The 20,972-nt window shown below is 58.7% G+C and carries 16 protein-coding genes; 2 read left to right on the top strand and 14 right to left on the bottom strand.

Going from position 1 to position 20,972, the window contains the following annotated elements; genetic code table 11:
• Positions 1-394 precede the first annotated feature (394 nt).
• The gene (locus VE009_RS11120; protein ID WP_325007549.1) at positions 395-2,227 is read left to right on the top strand and encodes a hypothetical protein; all 1,833 of its coding nucleotides are present in this window, start codon (positions 395-397) and stop codon (positions 2,225-2,227) included.
• Positions 2,228-2,295: 68 nt separating this feature from the next.
• On the opposite strand, the gene VE009_RS11115 is transcribed toward VE009_RS11120, so the two are convergent.
• The 5 genes from VE009_RS11115 to VE009_RS11095 form a co-directional block, all read right to left on the bottom strand.
• Entirely contained in the window at positions 2,296-3,930 is a 1,635-nt protein-coding gene (locus tag VE009_RS11115; protein WP_325007547.1) for an alpha-glucosidase, read from the bottom strand.
• Positions 3,931-3,973: 43 nt separating this feature from the next.
• A complete protein-coding gene (locus tag VE009_RS11110) occupies positions 3,974-5,653 on the bottom strand; it encodes an alpha-glucosidase (RefSeq protein ID WP_325007545.1) in 1,680 nt (559 codons plus the stop codon).
• On the bottom strand, positions 5,654-6,487 hold the full coding sequence (locus tag VE009_RS11105; protein ID WP_325007543.1) for a carbohydrate ABC transporter permease: 834 nt from the start codon (positions 6,485-6,487) through the stop codon (positions 5,654-5,656).
• The gene (locus VE009_RS11100; RefSeq protein ID WP_325007541.1) at positions 6,487-7,371 is read right to left on the bottom strand and encodes a sugar ABC transporter permease; all 885 of its coding nucleotides are present in this window, start codon (positions 7,369-7,371) and stop codon (positions 6,487-6,489) included. The genes VE009_RS11105 and VE009_RS11100 overlap by 1 nt, the downstream gene beginning before the upstream one ends.
• 85 nt (positions 7,372-7,456) lie before the next feature.
• Positions 7,457-8,773, bottom strand: a complete 1,317-nt coding sequence (locus VE009_RS11095) for an ABC transporter substrate-binding protein (protein WP_325007539.1) — start codon at positions 8,771-8,773, stop codon at positions 7,457-7,459.
• A gap of 277 nt (positions 8,774-9,050) precedes the next feature.
• Between VE009_RS11095 and VE009_RS11090 the strand changes: the two genes are divergently transcribed.
• Positions 9,051-10,046, top strand: a complete 996-nt coding sequence (locus VE009_RS11090) for a LacI family DNA-binding transcriptional regulator (RefSeq protein ID WP_325007538.1) — start codon at positions 9,051-9,053, stop codon at positions 10,044-10,046.
• Between the two features lie 18 nt (positions 10,047-10,064).
• On the opposite strand, the gene VE009_RS11085 is transcribed toward VE009_RS11090, so the two are convergent.
• The 9 genes from VE009_RS11085 to VE009_RS11045 form a co-directional block, all read right to left on the bottom strand.
• Positions 10,065-11,303 carry an FAD-dependent oxidoreductase gene (locus VE009_RS11085; RefSeq protein ID WP_325007537.1) on the bottom strand — a complete coding sequence of 413 codons (1,239 nt, stop codon included), beginning with the start codon at positions 11,301-11,303 and terminating at the stop codon, positions 10,065-10,067.
• A gap of 70 nt (positions 11,304-11,373) precedes the next feature.
• Complete coding sequence (locus VE009_RS11080) at positions 11,374-11,967, bottom strand: TetR/AcrR family transcriptional regulator (protein WP_325007536.1); 594 nt, start codon at positions 11,965-11,967, stop codon at positions 11,374-11,376.
• Between the two features lie 81 nt (positions 11,968-12,048).
• On the bottom strand, positions 12,049-12,201 hold the full coding sequence (locus VE009_RS11075) for a hypothetical protein (protein ID WP_325007535.1): 153 nt from the start codon (positions 12,199-12,201) through the stop codon (positions 12,049-12,051).
• Positions 12,202-12,487: 286 nt separating this feature from the next.
• Complete coding sequence (gene rhaS / locus VE009_RS11070; protein WP_325007534.1) at positions 12,488-13,582, bottom strand: rhamnose ABC transporter substrate-binding protein; 1,095 nt, start codon at positions 13,580-13,582, stop codon at positions 12,488-12,490.
• Positions 13,583-13,662: 80 nt separating this feature from the next.
• Complete coding sequence (locus tag VE009_RS11065) at positions 13,663-14,670, bottom strand: ABC transporter permease (protein ID WP_325007533.1); 1,008 nt, start codon at positions 14,668-14,670, stop codon at positions 13,663-13,665.
• Positions 14,671-14,673: 3 nt separating this feature from the next.
• Positions 14,674-15,660 (bottom strand): ABC transporter permease, encoded by a 987-nt coding sequence (locus tag VE009_RS11060; protein ID WP_325007532.1) that lies wholly within the window; start codon positions 15,658-15,660, stop codon positions 14,674-14,676.
• A gap of 19 nt (positions 15,661-15,679) precedes the next feature.
• Positions 15,680-17,227 carry a sugar ABC transporter ATP-binding protein gene (locus VE009_RS11055; RefSeq protein WP_325007531.1) on the bottom strand — a complete coding sequence of 516 codons (1,548 nt, stop codon included), beginning with the start codon at positions 17,225-17,227 and terminating at the stop codon, positions 15,680-15,682.
• A 261-nt stretch (positions 17,228-17,488) separates the two neighbouring features.
• Entirely contained in the window at positions 17,489-19,135 is a 1,647-nt protein-coding gene (locus tag VE009_RS11050; protein WP_325007530.1) for a response regulator, read from the bottom strand.
• Positions 19,132-20,970, bottom strand: coding sequence for a sensor histidine kinase (locus tag VE009_RS11045; protein WP_325007529.1), 1,839 nt, complete (start codon positions 20,968-20,970; stop codon positions 19,132-19,134). The genes VE009_RS11050 and VE009_RS11045 overlap by 4 nt, the downstream gene beginning before the upstream one ends.
• Positions 20,971-20,972: the final 2 nt, after the last annotated feature.

The following is a 20,972-nucleotide window of genomic DNA, read 5'->3' as shown; positions in this document are numbered from 1 at the left end:
ATCAAACTCTCCAAAAAGGGTAGTTCGTCTATGCTCATTACAAGCTAGCTTTAAAACTTTGCTGTGATTGCTCACAGCGCGTATGCGCTCGTTGTTCAGTTTTCAAGGAGCAAGCTTGTCTTGCCTTCTTGCTTGTCCGATTCGCTTTTCGCGACCGGAATTTGAATATATCATATTCGGACATCTCATTGCAACTGGTAATTTCTTACCGTCGCCTCGGCCTCTTGCTCGCCGCCGCCGCTCTCGCGGCCGGAAGAACAATATATCACGCCCCTCAACCCAGCACAACCGGAAAAACCATCCAAATGAATGGCGAGTAAGGAACCTTTCGATTTCCGAGAGCGTCTAATGGTTGCCTGATCCAACGGGACGGAATAAAGGAGGCGCAACGAACTTGAAGAAGAAGATCGCACAGCTTCTTATAATATGCATGCCGCTGGCCGGATGCTTCGCGCCTTCGGGTGCCGACGTAGTGGAAAATCGGTCAGGCGACTCGCCTCCGGTCGCCGACATCCCTCCTGCCGTAACGACTACGCAGCAAGAAAACACCGCCGCTGCCGGTGAGAACGCCGCCGCAACGATCCTAGAGGCGCTCGAAACATGGAACGGTTCGCTTGTATGCGAATACCGCGAGTACACGCCGGGCAGCGTCATTTACTATCAAGGCGAAACGCTGCTTTGCGAAATACAGCTTCCTTATATCGAACGACTGAATACGACGACGGACGATTTGCGACGCCTCGAAGCGAATCGGTTGTCCGCCCAGTTCGGCCCGAACGACGATAGCTTCGACGTAATCACGTTGTACGCCAACGCCGAGCTTCCGAACATCTTGCGTCTCGAAATCCGTCCGCCGGAGCCCAGCGGAACGCTCGCCATCCGGTATGGTGAAAGCAAGGAGCCTGCGGCGTTCCGCCTAGAGCGCTACGAACCGCTGACGTACAGCATCGAGCCGCAGTTCGAGCACGAAACGGAACATCGCGCCGACGGCATCCGCCAGTACCTCGATTATGGCGAGACCTATACTTATCATGTCCGTTTTTCGCAAAAAGTGGACCGCGATTTCGTGGAGCAAATGTTGAAGTCTCGGCTGCCGGATCTCCTGCGCACGTTCGAGTGGCATTCCGACCAATCGCTTACATTCTCGTTGCGGGCGGATGAGACTTACGGACCGCAAGCGCCATACGAAGAATTCGTTATCGATTTTTACGGGGCCAAAACGGCACAGGGCATCGTACACTTCGAACAAGAGGACGCATTGCGACACCTACGCTTCCAATTCACGCGTCCGAAACAATACACCCTTGTCGAAGCGGAATCCGGCCGAACAACGCCGCTGTTCGAGTCTCTCATCTCATATACCCTCGTCGACCCGGCCCCTGGGGGAGCGTTGCTCCTCGCCGAGGAGCTCCGATCGAACGAATCCATTCTGACGCCGACCTATACAGTGCTGACGCGGGACGGAACGAGGGTCAAGACGCTGACCGGCGCGGAAACCCCCGAATGGATCGATGAGCACACCCTGTTGTACGAAGCGGACCATTCGATCATTCAATATCATGTACAAACCGGACAGCGGCGCATCATTTGGTCGAGATCGGAAACTCCCGCGGTCATGTCGTTCGCTTACGAGCGCGAATCGGGAAAACTGATCGTCGCGGCGGCCGATCACGATAACAAGGGCGCCGCGCCCGTCGATCTTTACCTGTTCGACCATCTCGCCAGCGACCAGCCCCGGGTCGTGAACGACGCCTTCTTCGCGCCGGAGGGCATGGCGTGGGACGGCGTAAGATTTAAGCTGCCCGTAACCTTCGTCGATGAAACTACGATGTTCTGGGAAGACCACGCGCCCGGCGATCCAACAGCCCGGCCCTCGGCATTCATCATGGCATGGAACGAAGGAGCGAGAACCGAGCTGCCGGAGAGCGAAAGATGGATGCCGCTGTCGGGCGGAAAGCTGCTTCGACAAGCGGACGGCTCCTGGAGCGTCTACGACGCCGCAACGGACCGGAGCGTTCCGCTGAACCTGACGGTCGAACTAGACGAATGGCTGGACGTCGGTGCGCTCGGCAACGGCGAATTCATGCTGACATTGTCCGACGAGAAACGGCTTCTCTTTCATGCTGCCGAAGCCGAGCTTCGCGCGGCGCCGTTCGCCAGCTCAGCGAAGCTGTTGACCCGGACGAGCGCGAATGGTCTCGTCGTTGTCGCATCGCATACTCCGTAAACGCAAAAACTCCCAGCGCCGGAGCGAACGTTCATAAGAAACGCCGCAACGCTGGGAGTGCTTCTATCTTACATTCTATAAATCCGCGCCTCGTGCGGTCCGAGCATCGCCCCGTCGAGCGGATCCTCCTCCCGCACGTCCGCGTAGTTGGCCAGCAGGAGCTGCTTGCCCGCTTCGTCGAAGCCGTCGGGCAGCGTGAATCGCGACTCGTGATCCGCATGGTTCAGCACGATGAGCCACCGCTCGCCGTCCAAGCTGCGCGTATAGACGTACAAGTGCGGATCGCCAGCCGACAAGTCCTCGTAGTCGCCGTACACCATCACGGGATGCTTCTTGCGCATCGCGATCAGCTTCTGATAATAAGCAAACACCGAATCCGGCCGCGCCAAATCCCGCTCGACATTGATGTCCTTATAATTCGGGTTGACCGGCAGCCAAGGCGTGCCCGTCGTAAACCCTGCATGCGGAGCGTCGTTCCATTGCACCGGCGTGCGCGAATTGTCGCGGCTGAGCGGCTGCAGGCTGCGCAGCACCTCTTCCGGATCGCGTCCCTTGGCCACCTCTTCGAAATACCGGTTCCGCATCGCGATATCGTTATACTGCTCGATCGAGTCGAAACGGACGCCGGTCATGCCGATTTCCTCGCCCTGAAATACATACGGAATGCCCGGCAGCGTATGAATCATCGTCGCGAGCAGCTTGGCCGATTCGACGCGGTAGGCACCGTCGTTGCCGTACCGGGTGACTTGCCGCGTATGGTCGTGATTGTTCAGGAACTGCGAATTCGTGCCTTTTCCTTTGAACCCCTCGTACCACTTCGTTTGAATCTCCTTGAATCGCAGCATATCCCACGACGGCATATCGTCCGCGACCTCGAAGTGGAACAGCGTCTGCAGCTCGCCGCGGTCCTCGCCGACATACTTCAGCCCGTCCTCCGGCGTGACGAACGGAATTTCTCCGACGGTCATAATGTCGTAATGCTTGAGCACTCTGTCGTGCATCTCGCGCAAATAATCATGAATGCCCGGGTTGTTGCCGAGGTAGCTGATGTTGTACGGATTTTCGGCGTCCGGGAAGCCTGCCTTCTTCGCGAGCAGGTTGATCACGTCCATGCGGAATCCGTCGATGCCTTTATCCAGCCAGAACCGCATCATCTTGTAGATCTCTTCGCGAACCTCGGGGTTCTCCCAATTCAAATCGGGCTGCTCCACCGCGAACGAATGGAAATAATACTGCCCTGTCGCCTCGTCCCATTCCCACGCGGAGGGAGCGAAATACGAGCGCCAGTTGTTCGGCGGCCCTCCGTCCTTCGGATCTTTCCAAATATACCAATCCCGCTTCGGGTTGTCGCGCGACGAACGGGACTCGACGAACCACGGATGCTGATTCGACGTATGATTGACGACGAGATCCATGATCAGCTTCATCCCGCGGCGGTGCACTTCCGCGAGCAGCGTCTCCCACGTTTCCATCGTGCCGGCTTTCGGCATAATTTCATAATAGTTCGAAATGTCGTATCCGTTGTCGCGGTCGGGCGACGCATAGACGGGGTTCAACCAGACGACGTCGACGCCGAGGCGTTGGATGTAATCGAGCTTCTCGATCACCCCTTGCAAGTCGCCGTACCCGTCGCCGTTCGTGTCGTAAAAGCTTCGCCAGTATACTTGATAAACGACGGCTTCCTTCCACCAAGTTCGTTTCAACGCCGCTTTCCTCCCGGGGTGCGTTCTTCGATTTCGACTACCTTCAGCTTAAGCGATAAACGCGTGCTTCATACGGACGCAGCGACAATTTCCTGAGCTCCGCCCGAGAAATCGCGGGCTTCGTCTCGTAATTCGCGAGCAGCAGCTCCGCGCGTTCGCAGGCGATGCCGACCGGCAGCCGGAACGTCGTATGCTCCGCGAACAGGTTGACGACGACGAGCCAACGCGCAGATCCGTACGTTCGCGTATAGGCGTATACGTGCTCATGCTCCTCCGCAACCAGATCGTATGCGCCGTACACCGCTACCGGATTCGCTTTACGCAGTTCGATTAGCTTCTTATAGAAATGATAAATCGAATCCGGGTCCGCGACCGCGCGCTCGACGTTAATGCGCTCGTAGTTCGGATTCACCTTGAGCCAAGGCGTGCCCGTCGTAAACCCGGCGTTCGGCGCCGCGCTCCACTGCATCGGAGTACGCGAATTGTCGCGGCCGTTCTTCCATATCACGCGCATGATCTCTTCGTGGCTTTTGCCGTTCGCCGTCTCGATCGCATACAAGTTCCGGATCGCGACATCATTGTAATCGTCGATCGAGTCGAACTGCACGTTGGTCATGCCGATTTCCTGACCTTGATAAATGAACGGCGTCCCCTGCATCAAGAAGTACATGGCCGCGAGCGCCTTCGCGGATTTGTCCCAGTGCTCCGCGTCGTCTCCCCATGTGGACACGGATCGCGGCTGGTCGTGGTTTTCGAGAAACAGCGCGTTCCAGCCGACGCCTTCCAGCCCTTTCTGCCAGCGGGTGAGCGTCTCCTTCAGGGCCGGTAAGTCCAAGCCGCCTTCCTCGCTTTTGCCCCACAGACCCAAATGCTCGAACTGGAAGATCATATTGAATGCACCGTTCTTCTCGCCGACCCAGCGATCGGCGTTCTCCGCCTTCACCCCGTTCGCTTCGCCGACGGTCATAATGTCGTACTTCGCGAACGTTTCGCGCTTCAACTCGTCCAAAAACTCGTGGATGCCTTCGCGGTTCATATGCCCGTCGAGCGAGGGAACGTAGCGCAGTTTTTTCGGATTCGGCAGGTCCGGGAAACCCGGCACTTTCTTAATGTGAGAAATCGCGTCGACGCGGAAGCCGTCGATCCCTTTGTCCAGCCACCAGTTGACCATCGCGTACAGATCGCGGCGAACGGCCGGGTTTTCCCAGTTTAAGTCCGGCTGTCTCGCGGAGAAAATATGCATGAAATATTGGCCGGTCCGCTCGTCGTATTTCCAAGCCGACCCGCCGAAGATGCTCTCCCAATTGTTCGGCTCGGAGCCGTCCTTCTTCGGGTCGGCCCAGATGTAATAATCCCGCTTCGGATTGGTCTTGCTCGAACGCGATTCGATGAACCACGGATGCTCGTCGGACGTATGGTTGATGACCAAATCGAGAATGAGCTTCATGCCGCGCGCATGCGTCTCCCGCAGCAGCCGGTCGAAATCGTCCATCGTGCCGAATTCGTCCATAATGTCTTGGTAATCCGAAATATCGTACCCGTTATCGTCGTTCGGCGACTTGAAAATCGGACAAATCCAGATGACGTCGATGCCGAGCTCTTTCAAATAATCGAGCTTGCCGATGACGCCCTGCAGGTCGCCGATCCCGTCGCCGTTGCTGTCCATGAAGCTGCGCGGGTAAATTTGATATGCGACCGCTTCTTTCCACCAGATTCTTTTCATTTATTTAATCGCTCCCTGCATAACGCCTTTAATGATAAACCGTTGGCCGAACAAGTAGACGATGAGGATCGGAAGAATGGTGAGCAGAATGGCCGGAATGAGCAGCTCCCAATTGTTCATGTACGTCCCGTTGAACACCTTCATTTTAATCGGCATCGTATAATACTTGTCCTGCACCAAAATGAGCGACGGAAGCAGGTAATCGTTCCAAATCCAGAGAACATTCAATATCCCGATCGTCACCGACGTCGGCGCCATGATCGGCAGCACGATTTTGAAGAAGCTTTGCCGCTTCGTGCAGCCGTCGATGAACGACGCCTCCTCGAGCTCGAGCGGAACCGATTTGATGAAGCCGTGGTAAATGAAGACCGACATCGCGCTGCCGAAGCCGATGTAGAGCGCGATCAAGAGCGGCATCGGCGCCGCTTCGATCAGCCCGAGCTTCGCCCCGTAAATATAAACGAGCGGAATCATGATCGACTGGAACGGGATGATCATCGACGCGACCATCACCATAAAGAATACGTTATTGAATTTCGTGTTATGCCGAACCAAGTAGTGGGCCGTCATCGCGGAGAAGAGCAAAATGAGCGCGACGCTGACGCCCGTAATGACGAACGTATTCCGGAACGTGACGAAAAAATCCATCATGCGGATCACTTCCGAGAAATGTCCGAGATCGAACGTCGTCGGCCAAGAGAACGGACTTTCGAGAATTTCGCCGTTCGACTTGAACGAGTTGACGATGATGAGGAAAAACGGGAACGTGAACAGGACGAACGCGGCGAGCAGCATGAGATACGTCAAAGGAACAAGCAATTTCCGCATCGACATTACGCCTGCACCTCCATTTTTTTGCTGAAGTACACTTGCAAACCGGTAACTACGGCGACGATCAGGAACAGCAAAATCGCTTCCGCTTGGCCGAGGCCGTAATTCGTTTCGATGAACGCTTTATTGACGACGTGCATCGACACCATCTTCGTGCTGCCGTACGGGCCGCCCTCGGTGAGCGAGAAGTTCAAGTCGTACACCATGAATGCGTTCTTCAGCGTCAAGAAAACGGTGACGACGAAGGAAGGGACCATCATCGGCATCACCATGTTGACGAGGCGCTGCCAGCCGTTCGCGCCGTCGATGTAAGACGCTTCGATGATGTCCTTCGGCACGCTGATCAAGCCGGCGATGAAAATGATCATCATATAGCCGGCGGACTGCCAAATCGTGACGATGACGAGCGCCCAGAACGCCAGCGCCTCGTCGCCGAGCCAGCCCAACCGAAGCAGCTCGATGCCGAGCGTCTCTCCGACGGACGGCAGCGATTGAACGAAGATGAACTGCCAAATGTAGCCGAGCATCAAGCCGCCGATTAAGTTCGGCGTAAAGAAGGCGGTGCGGAAGAAATTTTGGCTCCGAATGCCGGAGGTGACGAGGTACGCGAGGCCGAAGCCGATCACGTTGACGAACAAAATCGTCGCCGCGACGTATTTGACCGTCAGCCACATCGAATCCCAGAACTGCTTATCTTGGAACGCCGCAATATAATTTTTAAGGCCTGCGAACTCTACCGGACTGACCGGCGACGTGATGCCCGTCAAGGTGAGATAGAAACCGTAGGCGAACGGAATCAACAGCGCGACCGCGAAAAAAAACATCGTCGGCCCCATAAAAAACAATTGGTGGCCAAGCTTGCTTGCGAAATGTTTGTCGGTTCTCATAAAGCTCCTCCCGCTTATCCGTCGATGTCCCGGAAACGGGGAACGGGCAAGGGACGTCCCCTCACCCGTTCGTTCCCGGTATCGATTATTTTTTATAGTAGCCTTCGATGAATTTCGCCAAATCCTCGCGGGATTGTTTGCCGGCGATATATTTCTGCACTTCCGGTCCGATAATCGTGTTCCACTCTTCCGCGACGACGTAGTTCGTGCTGAACGGCATCGTGCGGCCGTTCTGGATCGCTTCGCCGATCGCCGCGCCCAGCGGGTTCGTCACTTTGTGCGGGTTGTTCTTGAAAGCGGAGATGATTTGCGCCTTGTTGACGATGAAGTCTTGGCCGGCTTCTTCGTACACGAGCCAGTTCAGGAACTTCTTCGCCGCTTCTTGTTCTTCCGGCGTCGCTTTCTTATTGATGACGAGCACTTGCGTCGGGCCGGCGGAAATTTTGCCGTTCAGCGGGTTTTCCGGATTGTTGTCGACCGGCACCGGCATGAAGCCGAAGTCGCTGCCTGCGACCGCCTGGAGCGAATCGAACGCCCAGTTGCCGTTAAACAGCACCGCGGACTCGCCTTTGCCCACGGAGACGTGCGCGTCGTCGTAGTACGTGCCGAGCGGACGCTCGTGGTATTTGTTGTACGGCGCCGATTTCAGCAGATCCATCGTGTCGTAGTAGCCGTTCCACGTCTCGTTGCCGGCCAGATCGAGCGAGCCTTCCTTCAGCTGCGCGACGATTGCGCTCGGATCTTCCGCTTGGTTCAGGAATTGCGTGCTGTAATGGTTCGAGACCGACCAGCTTTCCGTTTGGTACGCGACCGGGTACTGAACGCCGGACGCTTGAAGCTGCTTGAACAGCTCTTCCAGCTTGTCGCGCGTGTTGATGGAGAACGGATCGAACGCGCCGCCGGTCGCTTTCTCCACGACCGTCTTGTTGTAAACGAGACCGAAGCCTTCGATCGCGAACGGGAAGCCGACGACTTGTCCTTGCTCGTTCAACAGCTCGCTGTCCGTTTCCTCTACCCACGTCTCGCCGGAGAGGTCGATGCCGACGTCTTTGTACTTATTGAGCGCCGCGCTCGGATCGAACATCGCGAGCGTGACCGTTTTGCCCGAAGCCGTCAACATATCGAATACGTTAAGCGGATCGCCGACCGCGGACGAACGCGCTTCGACCGTAATGCCCGGATTCGCCGCCATGAAATCCTTCGCCGCTTGTTCCCACTGCGCCGCGATTTCGCCTTTGCCGTTGGTGATCAGAATCGTGACTTGCTTCGCGCCGCCGTTATCGGTCGAACCGGACGTCCCGTTTTCCGACGCGGAATTCGAGCCGCCGCCGCATGCCGCAAGCAGTACCGTCAAAGCGGTGACAAGTGCAAGGCCGATCTTTCTGTTCTTCGTGTTCATCATGTGTGCTTCTCCCTTTGCTTATAAGATGTGAAAATTGAATGAGAGCGCTGTCAACTAAGATGCGGGAAAATGTTTTCCTAGATAGCAAAAACGGGAATAATTATACATTTTCTCGTCCATAGCTAGCCGTTTTCCGACGCAAAACCGATTATAGTAGGAAAATTTGATTCTCGCAAGTGTATTTTGTGAAAATATTTTCCCGACGAATGATAGCTTCCCCCGCCCTTGCATGCTATCATGTGGGGAACGAGCGCAAAGTCAGAAGGGTGTGACGCGGGTGAAAGTAACGATCAAAGATATCGCCGACATGGCCGGCGTCTCGATTTCGACGGTGTCCCGAGTGATCAACAACAGCAAGCCCGTCAACGAGGACGTTCGCAAACGGGTGCTCGAGGCCATGAAGCAGACGAACTACCGGGCGGGCATGATTTCACACTTGTCAGGAAAAAACGAATCCTCCCTGATCGGAGCGATCATGCCGCAGCATATTAATACCGTCGTTAACGATTACATCGCGGGCATCAACGCCGTCGCGAAAATATACGGTTACGATGTAATGATCGGCATTACGAACGAAGCGATCGAAAGCGAACTCCACTACCTGCGCCGGTTCCGGGACATCGGGGCGCACGGCATCATTTTTGCAGGCTCCCAGTTCGGCGGCGAACATGTCGGTGTCTTGGGCAACTCCGGCATTCCGTGCATTCTCGTCGGCCAAACGTCGACGGTGCCTTCCATTCCGTCCGTCCACGTCGATAACGTGATGGCTTCCTACGAGGCGGTGACGTATCTCCTTCAGCGGGGGCATCGGGACATCGCGATGATTCGCGGGTCCGGCGAAATGGCGATCGGCGGACATCGGTATTTGGGCTACCGGCAGGCGTTAGCGGATGCGGGCATTCCGCTGCGCGAGGAGCGGATCGCGGAAAGCGGTCTAGCCGTGGAGGACGGGTATGAAGCGATGAGCCGGATCATCGCCGCGGGCTCCATGCCGACGGCGGTCTTCTGCGCGACGGACTGGATGGCGATCGGGGCGATGAATTGCGCCATGGATCGCGGCCTCCGCGTCCCCGACGATATCTCCATCTTCGGGTTCGACGGCAGCTACGTCTCGACGATGGTCCGGCCGAAGCTATCGACGGTCGAGTACTCGGCTGAGGAGATCGGCATGACGGCGACGCGCAAGCTGCTGAAAATGATAAAAGGGGAACCCGAGGTTCCCCAGCATTCGAACGTGACGCATCGTTTGGCGATTCGGGGAAGCACGGCTTAGCGCCTCCCTGTTCGCGTTTTATTTCGCTTTACGATATTCCTCGTGCACCCGGACCGGCGCCGCCCCCATCGCGATCGTGTCGCGCATTTTTTTGAACAGCGGCGTTCTGCGAACGATCGGCAGCATTGTACGGCGGAAGCGGACGAACAGCGGATGGCGGATCGAAATCATTTTCGCCTGCATCCGTTGGATTTTTTTGATTTTCTCGACCGGCCCGCGGCGCGTGCGCTCGAATTCCGCCATCATGTCCGCGGGAATCGGGCCCTTCGCGTCGCGCAGCGCCCGCATGAGCACGCCGTGCGCCACGACCGCGTCCTGAATCGCCAGCGAATTGCCCTGACCGGAGAACGGGGACGCGATGTGCGCTGCGTCGCCGATCAGCATCAAGCCGTTCCGCACCCATTGCTTCGCCATCGCGACTTGAATGTCCAGTACCGATACCTGCTTGAAATCTTGCAAATGCTCGAGGAGCGGACCAATTTTCGGATCGACGGCGGCCACCTGCTTCTTGAACGCTTCCAGCCCCTTGCTGCGAATCTCCGCATACGTCCCTTTCGGGATCACCCAGCCGACCTGCGTCACCTCCGCGCCTTTCGGCGTGTAAATCAACATGCCTTCCTCTTCGATTTGAATTTGGATGTTGCCCGTCTGCCCTTCCGGCTGCCCGGGGAGATCGAACCATAGAAAATCGAGCGTATGCGATTCCTGCTCCATCTCGATGCCCGCCAGCTTCCGAATCGTCGAGTATCGCCCGTCCGCGCCGACGACCAGCTTGCTCCGAAGGAAGAGCTCCTCTTTGCCCTTAAGCGCTTTGATTCCCGCGACGGCGCCGTTCTCCGTCAGCAGCTCCGCGGCCCGCGTGCCGCTCAAGTATGTGAACGTATCGAACTTCGACGCCTGATCGATCATGTATTGCAGAAACAGCGGCTGATGCATCAGCAAGCCGTAATCGTAAGGCGGCTTAAGCTCGAAGAAATTAACGGAAAACAGCTCCTTCTTCCGATCGATGAACCGGAACGAACCGGTTTTGTAATGTTCCTTCTCGAGCAAACCTTGCAGCAGCCCCATTTCGTCGAGCAGCTTCACGACGAGCGGCTGAAAGAAGTACCCGCGGAATTCCCGATCGAGCTGAACATGGCGTTCCAGAAGCGCGACCTTAACGCCGCTCCTCGCCAGCAAATACGCCATGACGACGCCTCCGGGACCTGCACCTACGACAACGACCTCTTGCTCCATTTCGACAGCTTGCATGCTCATGTGTTTTCCTCTCCTTTACCAATTGGTTTACTAAGTGCTCACTAAGTTAAATGGGCAAAAAATATATGTTCTACTCTATGATGGTTACAAATTGGTTCGCGGTCGCCGTCAAATAGTGCTCGAGCTCCTCCTCGTCGGGACGCGTGCGGTATAGGATCAAATAATACTGCACGACGGCGAATTGCAAATTGCGCACCGCGTGGCGCAGCGCGTCTTCGTCCAAGCGGCTTCTCCCCGCGAGCGCCGCGGCGAGCGGCTTCGCTCCTCCGCTTACGATTCCCGCAAGGCGGTCGCGAATGTCCGGGTCCCGCTGGGCCTCGCCGTAAATCAACACGATCAAGTCGTTGTTTTGCTTGAGCATCTGAAACAGCGACCTCACGTAGTGCTGTACGATATTCGTCGTCGACATCTCGGGCTTCAGGCCGGCGAGCATGCCCTGAATGTGATGGACGAGCGTGTGCCGCTCCAAAATCGCCCAAATCAGATCCTGCTTCGATTTGAAATAGTGGTAAATCAGCCCGTCGGTCACTCCGGCTTCCTTCGCGATATCCTTCGTCGTGCTCGCGGCGAAGCCCTTCGTAGAAAATACCTTCAAGGCGGAATCGATCAATCGGTTTTTCGTCTCCTCCGCCTGCTGCTGACGGGGCGTGCGGCCGTTCGCCAATGCGCATCCCTCGTTTACTAAGTACTCACTTAGCAAATAATACCTTCTCCCGCTTCCGCTGTCAACCGCCATCCGCCGATGTTATTCCGCCGACGCCCGGCGCTTCGTTTCCTCCGCCAAGCAAGCCGCGCAGAACGATTTCTTGCCGAACCATTTCCAGGCGTGCTTCGTGACGCCCATCAACTGCTCCTGCCGCCATTTCGTCTGCCATTCCGCCGCGTATGCTTCCACCATGTTCATTCGCTCCTTTTCGTTGTCGTATCGATTCGTTCTTGATGGTTTTAGTATAGCGCGCTCTGCGTCCCGCCGGCGTCGGGCAGGAGTCGGAGGCGGGCCTACAGCTTTGGTCGTACGACTTCTAGCCAAAAAACGGAGCCCGCAGCGACGCGGAGCTCCGTTATTTTTATTTCCTTTCGTACTGGGTCCCCCTTCCTGTTTATTCGTGAGCTTGATTCGGCGCAAAAAAAAGCGTGCGATCGGAAAGTTCCATCGCACGCTTTTCCCGTTTCTGTTTGCCGGATTAATACACTTCTTTCCACTCCGCGATGTTGCTCGCGTCGAATTTGAACGGGTCGCCGAGCATGATCTGCGTGCCGTCGCCGTCCGCGATCACTTCTTTCTCGCCGAGCGTGCCTGCCGAGAATTTGTCGCCTGTTTTCCCCGTGATCGCGCCTTCCGCCAGCGCGATCGCGGTGTGCCCCGCGAGATAGCCGACGTCAATCGGGTTCCACAGGTACATCCACTGGCTGACGCCGCTCTCGATATACTCCGCCATTTCGCTCGGCAGGCCGAGGCCGGTCAGCTGCACTTTGCCCTTAAGCCCTTTGTCCGTCAGCACTTTGCCCGCTGCGGCGATGCCGACCGTCGTCGGCGCGATGATGCCCTTCAGGTTCGGATACGTCTGCAGCAGCGCTTCCGTTTCGGATACGCTCTTATCGCGCAGGTCGTCGCCGTATGCGACTTTCACGAGCGTAATGTCTTTGTGCTTCGGATCTTCGAGCTCTTTCTTCATCCATTCGATCCACGTGTTTTGGTTCGTCGCTTGGCTCGTCGCGCTGAGCACTGCGATTTCGCCCGCGCCGCCGATCATTTCGGCGATCGCTTGAATTTGGACGCGGCCGATCCGCTCCGGATCCGCTTGATTCACGTGCACCATGCGGCTCTTCGCGTTGACGGCGGAGTCGAGCGACAACACCTTGATGCCGCGGTCCATCGCGCGCTTCAGCGCCGGCTCGAGCGCATCCGGGTCGTTCGCCGCGATCGCGATCGCGTCCACCTTCTGCGCGATCAATTCTTCGATAATCTGAATTTGCGCTTCCGCCGTCGGCTGGTCCGGCGCTTTCAATATCGCCTCGCCGCCGCCTTCCTCGATCGCGTTCTTGAAGCCCTCCATCATCTTCTCGCCGTACGGGTTGCCTGTATTTTTGAAAATGATGGCGTACTTCTTCTTCGCCCCGCCGCCGGCGTCCGAGCCTCCCGCCTCCGCTTGGCCGGAAGCCCCGCTATGCCCCGCGCCGCCGCCGGCCGGAGCCGCGCCGCCTCCGCACGCTGTCAGCAGCGCCAACGCGAATACTAACACGCAAGACAGTACCGTGGATCCGATCTTTCGTTTCATGTTCGTTTCGTCCTCCCCTTAATTGGTGAATCGAATTTGTATATATGGAGCGGCCGACGGCCGCCGCATACCGAAGAGAGTTACTTCGCCTTCGCTCTTGCCTTCGCTTTGCCGGTCCGCCTCAAGTTCGGGACGAGCACCGCCGCGATCAGCAGCAACCCGATAATGATGAGCTGCGTCTGCGCCGGCACGTTCACGAGGCCGAGGCCGTATTTGAGCAGGCCGATCAAGAAAATCGCGACGATCGCGCCGATCATGCGGCCTTTGCCGCCGGCCGTGCTGACGCCGCCGAGGACGGCCATCGCGATCACTTCGAGCTCATACATGTTGGCGATGTTCGGCCGAGTGCTGCCCATTCTCGACGTCAGGAAAATCGCCGTCACGGCGGCCATAAGGCCCGTAAGCGTAAACACGATCAACCTCACCCGATCGACCGGAACGCCGGAATACCGGCTCGCGGTCGGATTGCTGCCGATGGCGTACACGTGGCGGCCGAACGTCGTATTGTGCAGCAGGAGGCCGAACAAGACGGCGCATACGGCGAACGCGACCGCGATGAACGGGATACCGCCGACGTATCCCCAGCCGAGGAAGTTGAACCATTCCGGGAAGCCGCCCGCCGCCTGATCCTCCAGGATCATATAGGCGATGCCCCGGTACAAAATCATGGTGATGAGCGTCACGATGACGGCCGACAATTCGTTGAATTTGACCAGCAGCCACCCGTTGACGAAGCCGCATGCGGCGCCGACCGCGAGGCAGACGACGATCGCGATTTCCATCGGCACGCCCATCGTGTAAATATCAGCCATGACGACCGAGGAGAGCGCCACCGTCGAAGCGACGGAAATGTCGATGTCGGCCAAGATGATTACGAACACCATCGGCAGCACGAGGAACGCTTTGTCGAGGAACGCCATCGTCGCGTCCCGCAGGTTGAAGTAGTCCATATAGTAGGGCGATAAATACGAATTGACGACGTTGACCGCGATAAACAGCAGCAGCAGCATCCATTCCCACTGCAGGAAAAATTGTTTATACCGGAACGGCTTGCGGTCGGCTATGATTCTCTGACTTTGCAGTTGCATCGTCTATATGCTCCTCCTCAACAGATGATTTCGATCGACGCCTCGTTTCACGAGCAGGTTCGCCAGTACCGCGACGAGGATGATCGCCCCCTGGATGGCCATTTGCCAGAACGGCGACACTTTGAGCAGCGGCAGCGCGTTGTTGAGTATGCCGAGCAGCAGCGAGCCGAGGATGACGCCGCCGACTTTGCCGCTTCCGCCCGCGATGCTGACGCCGCCGAGCACGCACGCCGCGATAACCGACAGCTCGTAGCCCATCGCCGTGTCGCCTTGGGCGGAAGCGAACTTCGACACCCACAGCACGCCGGCGAGTCCGGACAATCCGCCCATGATCGCGTAGACGAGCCAAATGATACGGTCCTTCGGAATGCCGCTGATGTCCGCGGATTCCGGGTTGCTCCCGACGGCGTAAATGCGCCGGCCCGTACGAGTATGGTTCACGAAGCCGTACGCCGTTAGCAGGACGATCGCCGCGATGACGATCAAGGTGTTGACGCCGAAGATCGATCCGGTCGCGATCGACTTGAACGAGTCCGGCATTTGATGGGCGCTTACCCATTTGCCGCCGCTCGCCGTGAAGGTGAGGCCCCGGAATACGTTCATCATGCCGAGCGTCGCGATGATCGGCAGGATGCGCCCTTTGGCGATCATAAAGCCGAGCAGCGCGCCGCAGGCGAGGCCGATCGCGGTCCCGAGCGCGATGGCGAGCAGCGGATGCAGCCCCGGATAGGCGCCGACCGTCAGGGCGGTGATCATGCCGGACAGCGCCAGCGTGGCGCCGATCGACAAATCGATGCCGCGCGTCACGATGACGAGCATCATGCCGACGGCCAGAATGCTTAAAATCGCTGTGTTCGTCAGCAGATCGCCGATGTTCGACAGCGTTAAAAAGCTCGGATTCCGCAGCTGCACGAACAAGGAAAGAATGACTATGAAGCCCAACAAACCGAGTTCTCGAAATCTCATCAATTGCATGCTATATGCGTTCATCGCTGTCTCCACCTTCTCTCTACATGGCCGGGCTGCTGGAAGCCGCGGCCGCGGCCGGCGCCGGCGCCTCGCCTCGGCGCTGCATCATCGCCGCTTCTAATATCGCTTCCTGCGTCGCCGCTTCTTTCGTCAACTCTTTCGCGACGCGGCCTTCCCGCATGACGACGACCCGGTCGCACAGGCCGATAATTTCCGCCATTTCCGACGACACGAGCAGGATGGCGTAGCCTTGCGCCGCAAGGTCGTGGATGATTTCATAGATCGCCGACTTCGCGCCGACGTCGACCCCTTTGGTCGGTTCGTCGAGGATGATCGCCGTAAGGTCCGACGTGAGCAGCTTCGCCACGACGACCTTCTGCTGATTGCCGCCGGACAGCGAGCTCGCGAGATCGAATATCGTGTTCGCTTTCACGTTCACCTTCTCGGCCAGCCGCTTGGCCATCTCCCGCTCGCGCCTGCGGCCTAGCCAGCCGCCCTTCGACAGCTTCGCGAGCGCCGGGAGCGTAATGTTGCGGCCGATCCCCCACTGCAGAATGAGCCCCTGCTTCTGGCGGTCTTCCGGCAAATAACCGATGCCGAGCGCCATCGCGTCGGACGGTTTCCGAATGCGGACCTCTTTCCCTTCCACGAACACCCTGCCCTTGTCGTACGGATGCACGCCGAATATGGCTTGGCACACCTCGCTCCGCCCCGCGCCGACGAGACCGGTGAGGCCGACGATTTCGCCCTTGCGCACCCGGAACGACACGTCCGCGAAATGCCCCGTACGGCCGAGCCCTTCGACGCGCAGCGCTTCGCCGCCGACGACCGCGCGCTTCGGCGGGAACAGCTGCGTCACCTCGCGACCGACCATCGCCACGATCAAATCGTCGTTCGTGATTTGGTCGACGCCCCACGTGCCGATATATTTGCCGTCCCGAAACACCGTCACCATGCTCGCCAGACGGTACATGTCCTCGAACCGATGAGAGATAAAAATGATCGACGCGCCCCGATCCCGCAGCGTTTCCGCGATCCGGTACAGCTCCTCGCTTTCGCGCATCGACAGCGCCGCGGTCGGTTCGTCCATGATGATGATTTTCGCCTTCGTCGACAGTGCTTTCGCGATTTCGACGATTTGCTGCTGCGCGACGCTGAGGGCGCCCATCTCCGTTTTCGGATCGATGTTCGAGCCGAGCTCCCGGAGCAGCTCCCGCGCCTCCGCGTGCATTTGCTTCCACAGCAGCCGCTTCGTGATCGGATCGACCTTCTCGTGCCCCATGAAAATGTTCTCCGTTACCGTCAAATCCGGATAGCTCGTCACATGCTGGTAAATCGCCGCGATGCCCAGCTCGTGCGCATCCTTGGGCGACGCGAAGCTCACTTTGCGGCCGTACACCTTCATTTCGCCCTCATCGGGCGCGTGGACACCGGTAATGATTTTGATGAACGTCGATTTGCCGGCGCCGTTCTCGCCCATCAGCGCATGAATTTCGCCCGGCCTCAGCTTGAAGTAGACGTTGTCCAGCGCCTTCACGCCGGGGAACGTTTTCGTAATGCCGTTCAACTCCAGTACGTATTCGGTCACGCTCTCTCCCCCTCTTCGCGACGCGTGTATTCTCTATTGGCTTCACTGTACCGCGCGCGCTTCGCGTCCGACAGGCGACAATCTTCGGGTCGGGGGGAGAAGCTTCGGGAGTTGCGAAAGTCGGACGCGAAAAACGGCAGCCCCGTATCGGGACTGCCGTTCACCGGCGCAGAAGTCGGTCTTCGTTTGTTAACCGATGCGCCGTCTTTGTATGAGGATGAATTTCCTTTGGTTCGGAAATATTGCTAACATACATCACGGTCATGCGTGAGGGTGCAGCGCCTGCTCCCGGTACTTGGACGGCGTCGAACCGGTCCACTCCTTGAACAGCCGGCTGAAATACTTCGCGTCATGGTAGCCGACCCGCTCGCTGACGTCCTGCAGCTTCAGGGCCGGGTCTCGCAGCAGCGCCTTCGCGCGCTCCATGCGGAGCTTGGTCACGTAGTCGAGCACCGTGTCGCCCGTCTGCGTTTTGAAATATTGGCAGAAATACGTAGGATTCATATAGACGTGGTCGGCGATTTTTTTAATCGTGATGTCGCCGGCGAGGTGCTCCTCGATCCACCGCTTCGCCTGCTCGATCGGCTTCGCGCCGCCGCCCTCCCGGGCCGCCGCCGCGTCCTCCGCGACGCGCCGCGCGAGGTTGGCGGCCGTCTCCCGCAGCCGGTGCAGATCCGGAGCGGACCGCGCCGCCTGAAGCGCTTCTTCGAGCGACGCAGCGTCGTATCGCTCCGGACCGGCATGCTCCAGCCCGGCCGCGTGCAGCTGCAGAATCAGCCGCTGCGCCGCGCGCTGGATCCGATGCGGCGCGTCGAGATCGGACGCCTCCTGGAAGAACGCCCTGCACAGGCGCGCGCATTCGGCCGCGTCCCCGCGCACGGCCGCTTGGCGAATCCGTTCCGCAAGCCGCTGCAGCTCGGGCTCCGCGCGCTCCGCCTCGCGCGAGGCTGATGCCTCCTCGAAGCTCGGCAGGAACGTCCGGTTGCCGCCGAACAAGAGCCTTGCATTCATGAGCGACAGCGTCCGGCGTCTCGCGTCCGGCAGCAGGTACAAGTCTTCGATCAAATCGCTGACCGACACGGACACCGTGAACGGCGTATATTTTTGAATGGCCGAACGAATCCGGTCGGCGACGTCCTGCGCGGCTTCCTCGGTCGGCTCGACGCCCTCGTCGTCGCACGCGTGCAGCAGCGCCCAGAAATCCGAATCGCCCCCACGCCAGCACCAGCCGCCTCCTCCGGTCCCGTCCCGTTTCCCGGACGTCAGCTCTTCGATCATGTTTTCCATCGCGTACAAGAACGCTTCCCAATCTTTCGCCGTATAGGCTCGCGTTTTCACCGGGGGCGTATCGATGCTGACGTACAACAGCCGGAATTTCCCTTCCGGAAACTCGTCGACCCAATAGCCGAGCCGGGACACGTCGAGGCCGGCCGACGTAATGTAGCTGAGCCATTGGATGCGCCGCGTCTGCTTGAGCCGCTCCGCCTGCTGCTCCAGTTCGCCGCGCTTCAGCCGATCCAGCCGGCTGCCGACGATTTTCGCCTTCACCTCTTCGAGCCGCTGGCGCAGCTGCTCGCGGTCGATCGGCTTCAGAATGTAATCGGCAGCGCCTTCGCGCAGTGCCGTCTGCAAATATTCGAAATCGTCGAACCCGCTGATGAGCAGCGGAACGAACGTAAACTCTTTCTTCGCCTCGCGGATGAGCGCAAGTCCGTCCATCTCGGGCATTTTCACGTCCGTGATCAACAGGTCGACGCCGCGATGCTCCCGCAGCGCCGCGAGCGCCTCCCGCCCGTCGGCCGCGACGGCCACGACCTCCCACTCGTCGCCGCACGAGCGGACGATCCGCTCAATGCCCCGCCGAATTCGCGGCTCGTCGTCCACGATCAACGCGCGTATCGTCGTCATGCCGTTCTTCCCTCCCCGCCGGCGTCCTCCGTCCGGTCCTGATGCGGCACGGGGATCGCCGGGATGCGGACGATCACTTCCGTGCCCTTGCCTTCGACGCTGTCCAGCTGCAGACCGTATTCCGCGCCAAGCATCATGCCGAGGCGCGCATGCACGTTCGCGAGGCCGAAACCGGAATCTTGGCCGGACGGCGCGCCGGAGCGCAGCGTCTCCTCCACCGCCGCAAGCCGCTCCGGCGGCATGCCCGGCCCGTCGTCATGGATGCGGAACACGATGTCTTCCGCCCCCGAACGGGCGTTGAATTCCCGCTCCGCGCGGAGCCGCACGCAGACGCCGCGGCGCGCTTCGAGTCCGTACTTGATCGAATTCTCGACGATCGGCTGCAGAATAAACTTCGGCGTATACAGCGCGGCGACGCGCTGTTCGTCTCCGTTCCCGCCGAGCTGAATGTCAAAGCGGAGACGCTCCTCGAACCGGAACTGCTGAATCGTCAAGTAGTCGCGCACGTGCTGCACTTCCTCGGCGATCATCACGTACTTCGTTTTGTTCCCGACCGAAAACCTAAGCATCCGGCCGAGCATAGTCACCATCTCGACGACGGCGTCGTTGTCGCCTTCCTCGACGGCCGTCAGGATCGTCTCGAGCGTGTTATACATGAAGTGCGGATTAATTTGCGACTGCAGCGCGTACAGCTCCGCTTCCTTCTGCCGGATTTCGATGCGATAATTGCGGTCGATCAGCTCCCGGATCGTCGCGATCATCGAGTTGAAGCTGCGGGCGAGCGCCCCGACCTCGTCGTTGCTCGCCGGCTTCAGATCGACCTGGAAATTGCCCATCTCGACTTCCTTCATCAGCCGGCTCAGCTGCCGCAGCGGATGCGTGACGCGGGACGACACGTAGACGGACAGCGCCAGCGTGATCAAGACGATGGCGATGAACACCAGAATCGTCACGTTCCGCACGAGATCGGTCCGCTCCGTCAAATACCTGAGCGGAATGCTGTGCACGAGCACCCAGCCGTACCGCTTCGACTCGCTGAGGCTCATCAGGCGCGGCTCGCCCTGCGCCGACGTCCGGAAGCTGCCGTTGCGGATCGGGTAATCGCGCATGTCGGCGTCGACCGTGCCGATCAGCTCCGCATGCGAATGGTAAATGCGTTCGCCGTCCGCGTCCGTGATCCACAGGTCGGCCCGCACGTTCGGCTCGAAATCGCGAAGCACCTCTTCGAGGTACGACAGGTCGACGGCGATGTACACCGTGCCCAGGTTGCGCCGGTTGTCGAAGTCCTCGATCTGCTGCTTGATCAGAAAATACGGCTGATCGTTCTCGAACCGAAGCCCCGCCTCGCTCGGCAGCAGAATGCCCTCCGGCTCCTCCCCCGGCAGTGCGGCTTCCGCGGCGGGCGTCGAGGCGGCCTCGTCCAAACCCGTATACTCTGTCTTCGCGCTCGCGAACAGCCGGCCGTTCGAAAACACGAAGACGCCGATGACGTCGTCGTAATTGCCGTTGAGGAACGTGCGCGTCAAATAGTTCGTCATCGTGAACTGATCGCGGTTGAGGTCCGACCGGCTTTGGTACGCGACGCGCCGCAAAATCGCCACGATGTCTTCGGAATTGTACAGCAAATCCGGCAGCCGCGACAGCTCGTCGACGTGCTTCTCGATATTCGCGTTCGCCTGCGACAAAAACCTCGGCATATATTCGCCGATCTGCTCCTCGATGGACGACGAATATTGCGCGTACGTGACGTAGCCGAGCAGCGCCATCGGTACGACCGTGAGCAGCATGTACGTCGCGAGAAGCTTGGAGCGAAGCCGCAGCGGACCGGGACGCATCC

This window comes from Paenibacillus sp. (assembly GCF_035645195.1).
Taxonomy (GTDB): Bacteria; Bacillota; Bacilli; order Paenibacillales; family YIM-B00363; genus Paenibacillus_AE.
The sequence above is the reverse complement of the archived record's forward strand: the minus strand, read 5'-3'. Positions and strand labels throughout refer to the sequence as shown.

Bases quoted from the DNA above. Each gene is read 5' to 3' on its own strand.
- rhaS (WP_325007534.1), bottom strand. From the start codon at position 13,582: ATGAAACGAAAGATCGGATCCACGGTACTGTCTTGCGTGTTAGTATTC.
- VE009_RS11100 (WP_325007541.1), bottom strand. From the start codon at position 7,371: ATGAGAACCGACAAACATTTCGCAAGCAAGCTTGGCCACCAATTGTTT.
- VE009_RS11075 (WP_325007535.1), bottom strand. From the start codon at position 12,201: ATGGTGGAAGCATACGCGGCGGAATGGCAGACGAAATGGCGGCAGGAG.
- VE009_RS11050 (WP_325007530.1), bottom strand. From the start codon at position 19,135: ATGACGACGATACGCGCGTTGATCGTGGACGACGAGCCGCGAATTCGG.
- VE009_RS11110 (WP_325007545.1), bottom strand. From the start codon at position 5,653: ATGAAAAGAATCTGGTGGAAAGAAGCGGTCGCATATCAAATTTACCCG.
- VE009_RS11085 (WP_325007537.1), bottom strand. From the start codon at position 11,303: ATGAGCATGCAAGCTGTCGAAATGGAGCAAGAGGTCGTTGTCGTAGGT.
- VE009_RS11105 (WP_325007543.1), bottom strand. From the start codon at position 6,487: ATGTCGATGCGGAAATTGCTTGTTCCTTTGACGTATCTCATGCTGCTC.
- VE009_RS11095 (WP_325007539.1), bottom strand. From the start codon at position 8,773: ATGATGAACACGAAGAACAGAAAGATCGGCCTTGCACTTGTCACCGCT.
- VE009_RS11045 (WP_325007529.1), bottom strand. From the start codon at position 20,970: ATGCGTCCCGGTCCGCTGCGGCTTCGCTCCAAGCTTCTCGCGACGTAC.
- VE009_RS11060 (WP_325007532.1), bottom strand. From the start codon at position 15,660: ATGAACGCATATAGCATGCAATTGATGAGATTTCGAGAACTCGGTTTG.
- VE009_RS11065 (WP_325007533.1), bottom strand. From the start codon at position 14,670: ATGCAACTGCAAAGTCAGAGAATCATAGCCGACCGCAAGCCGTTCCGG.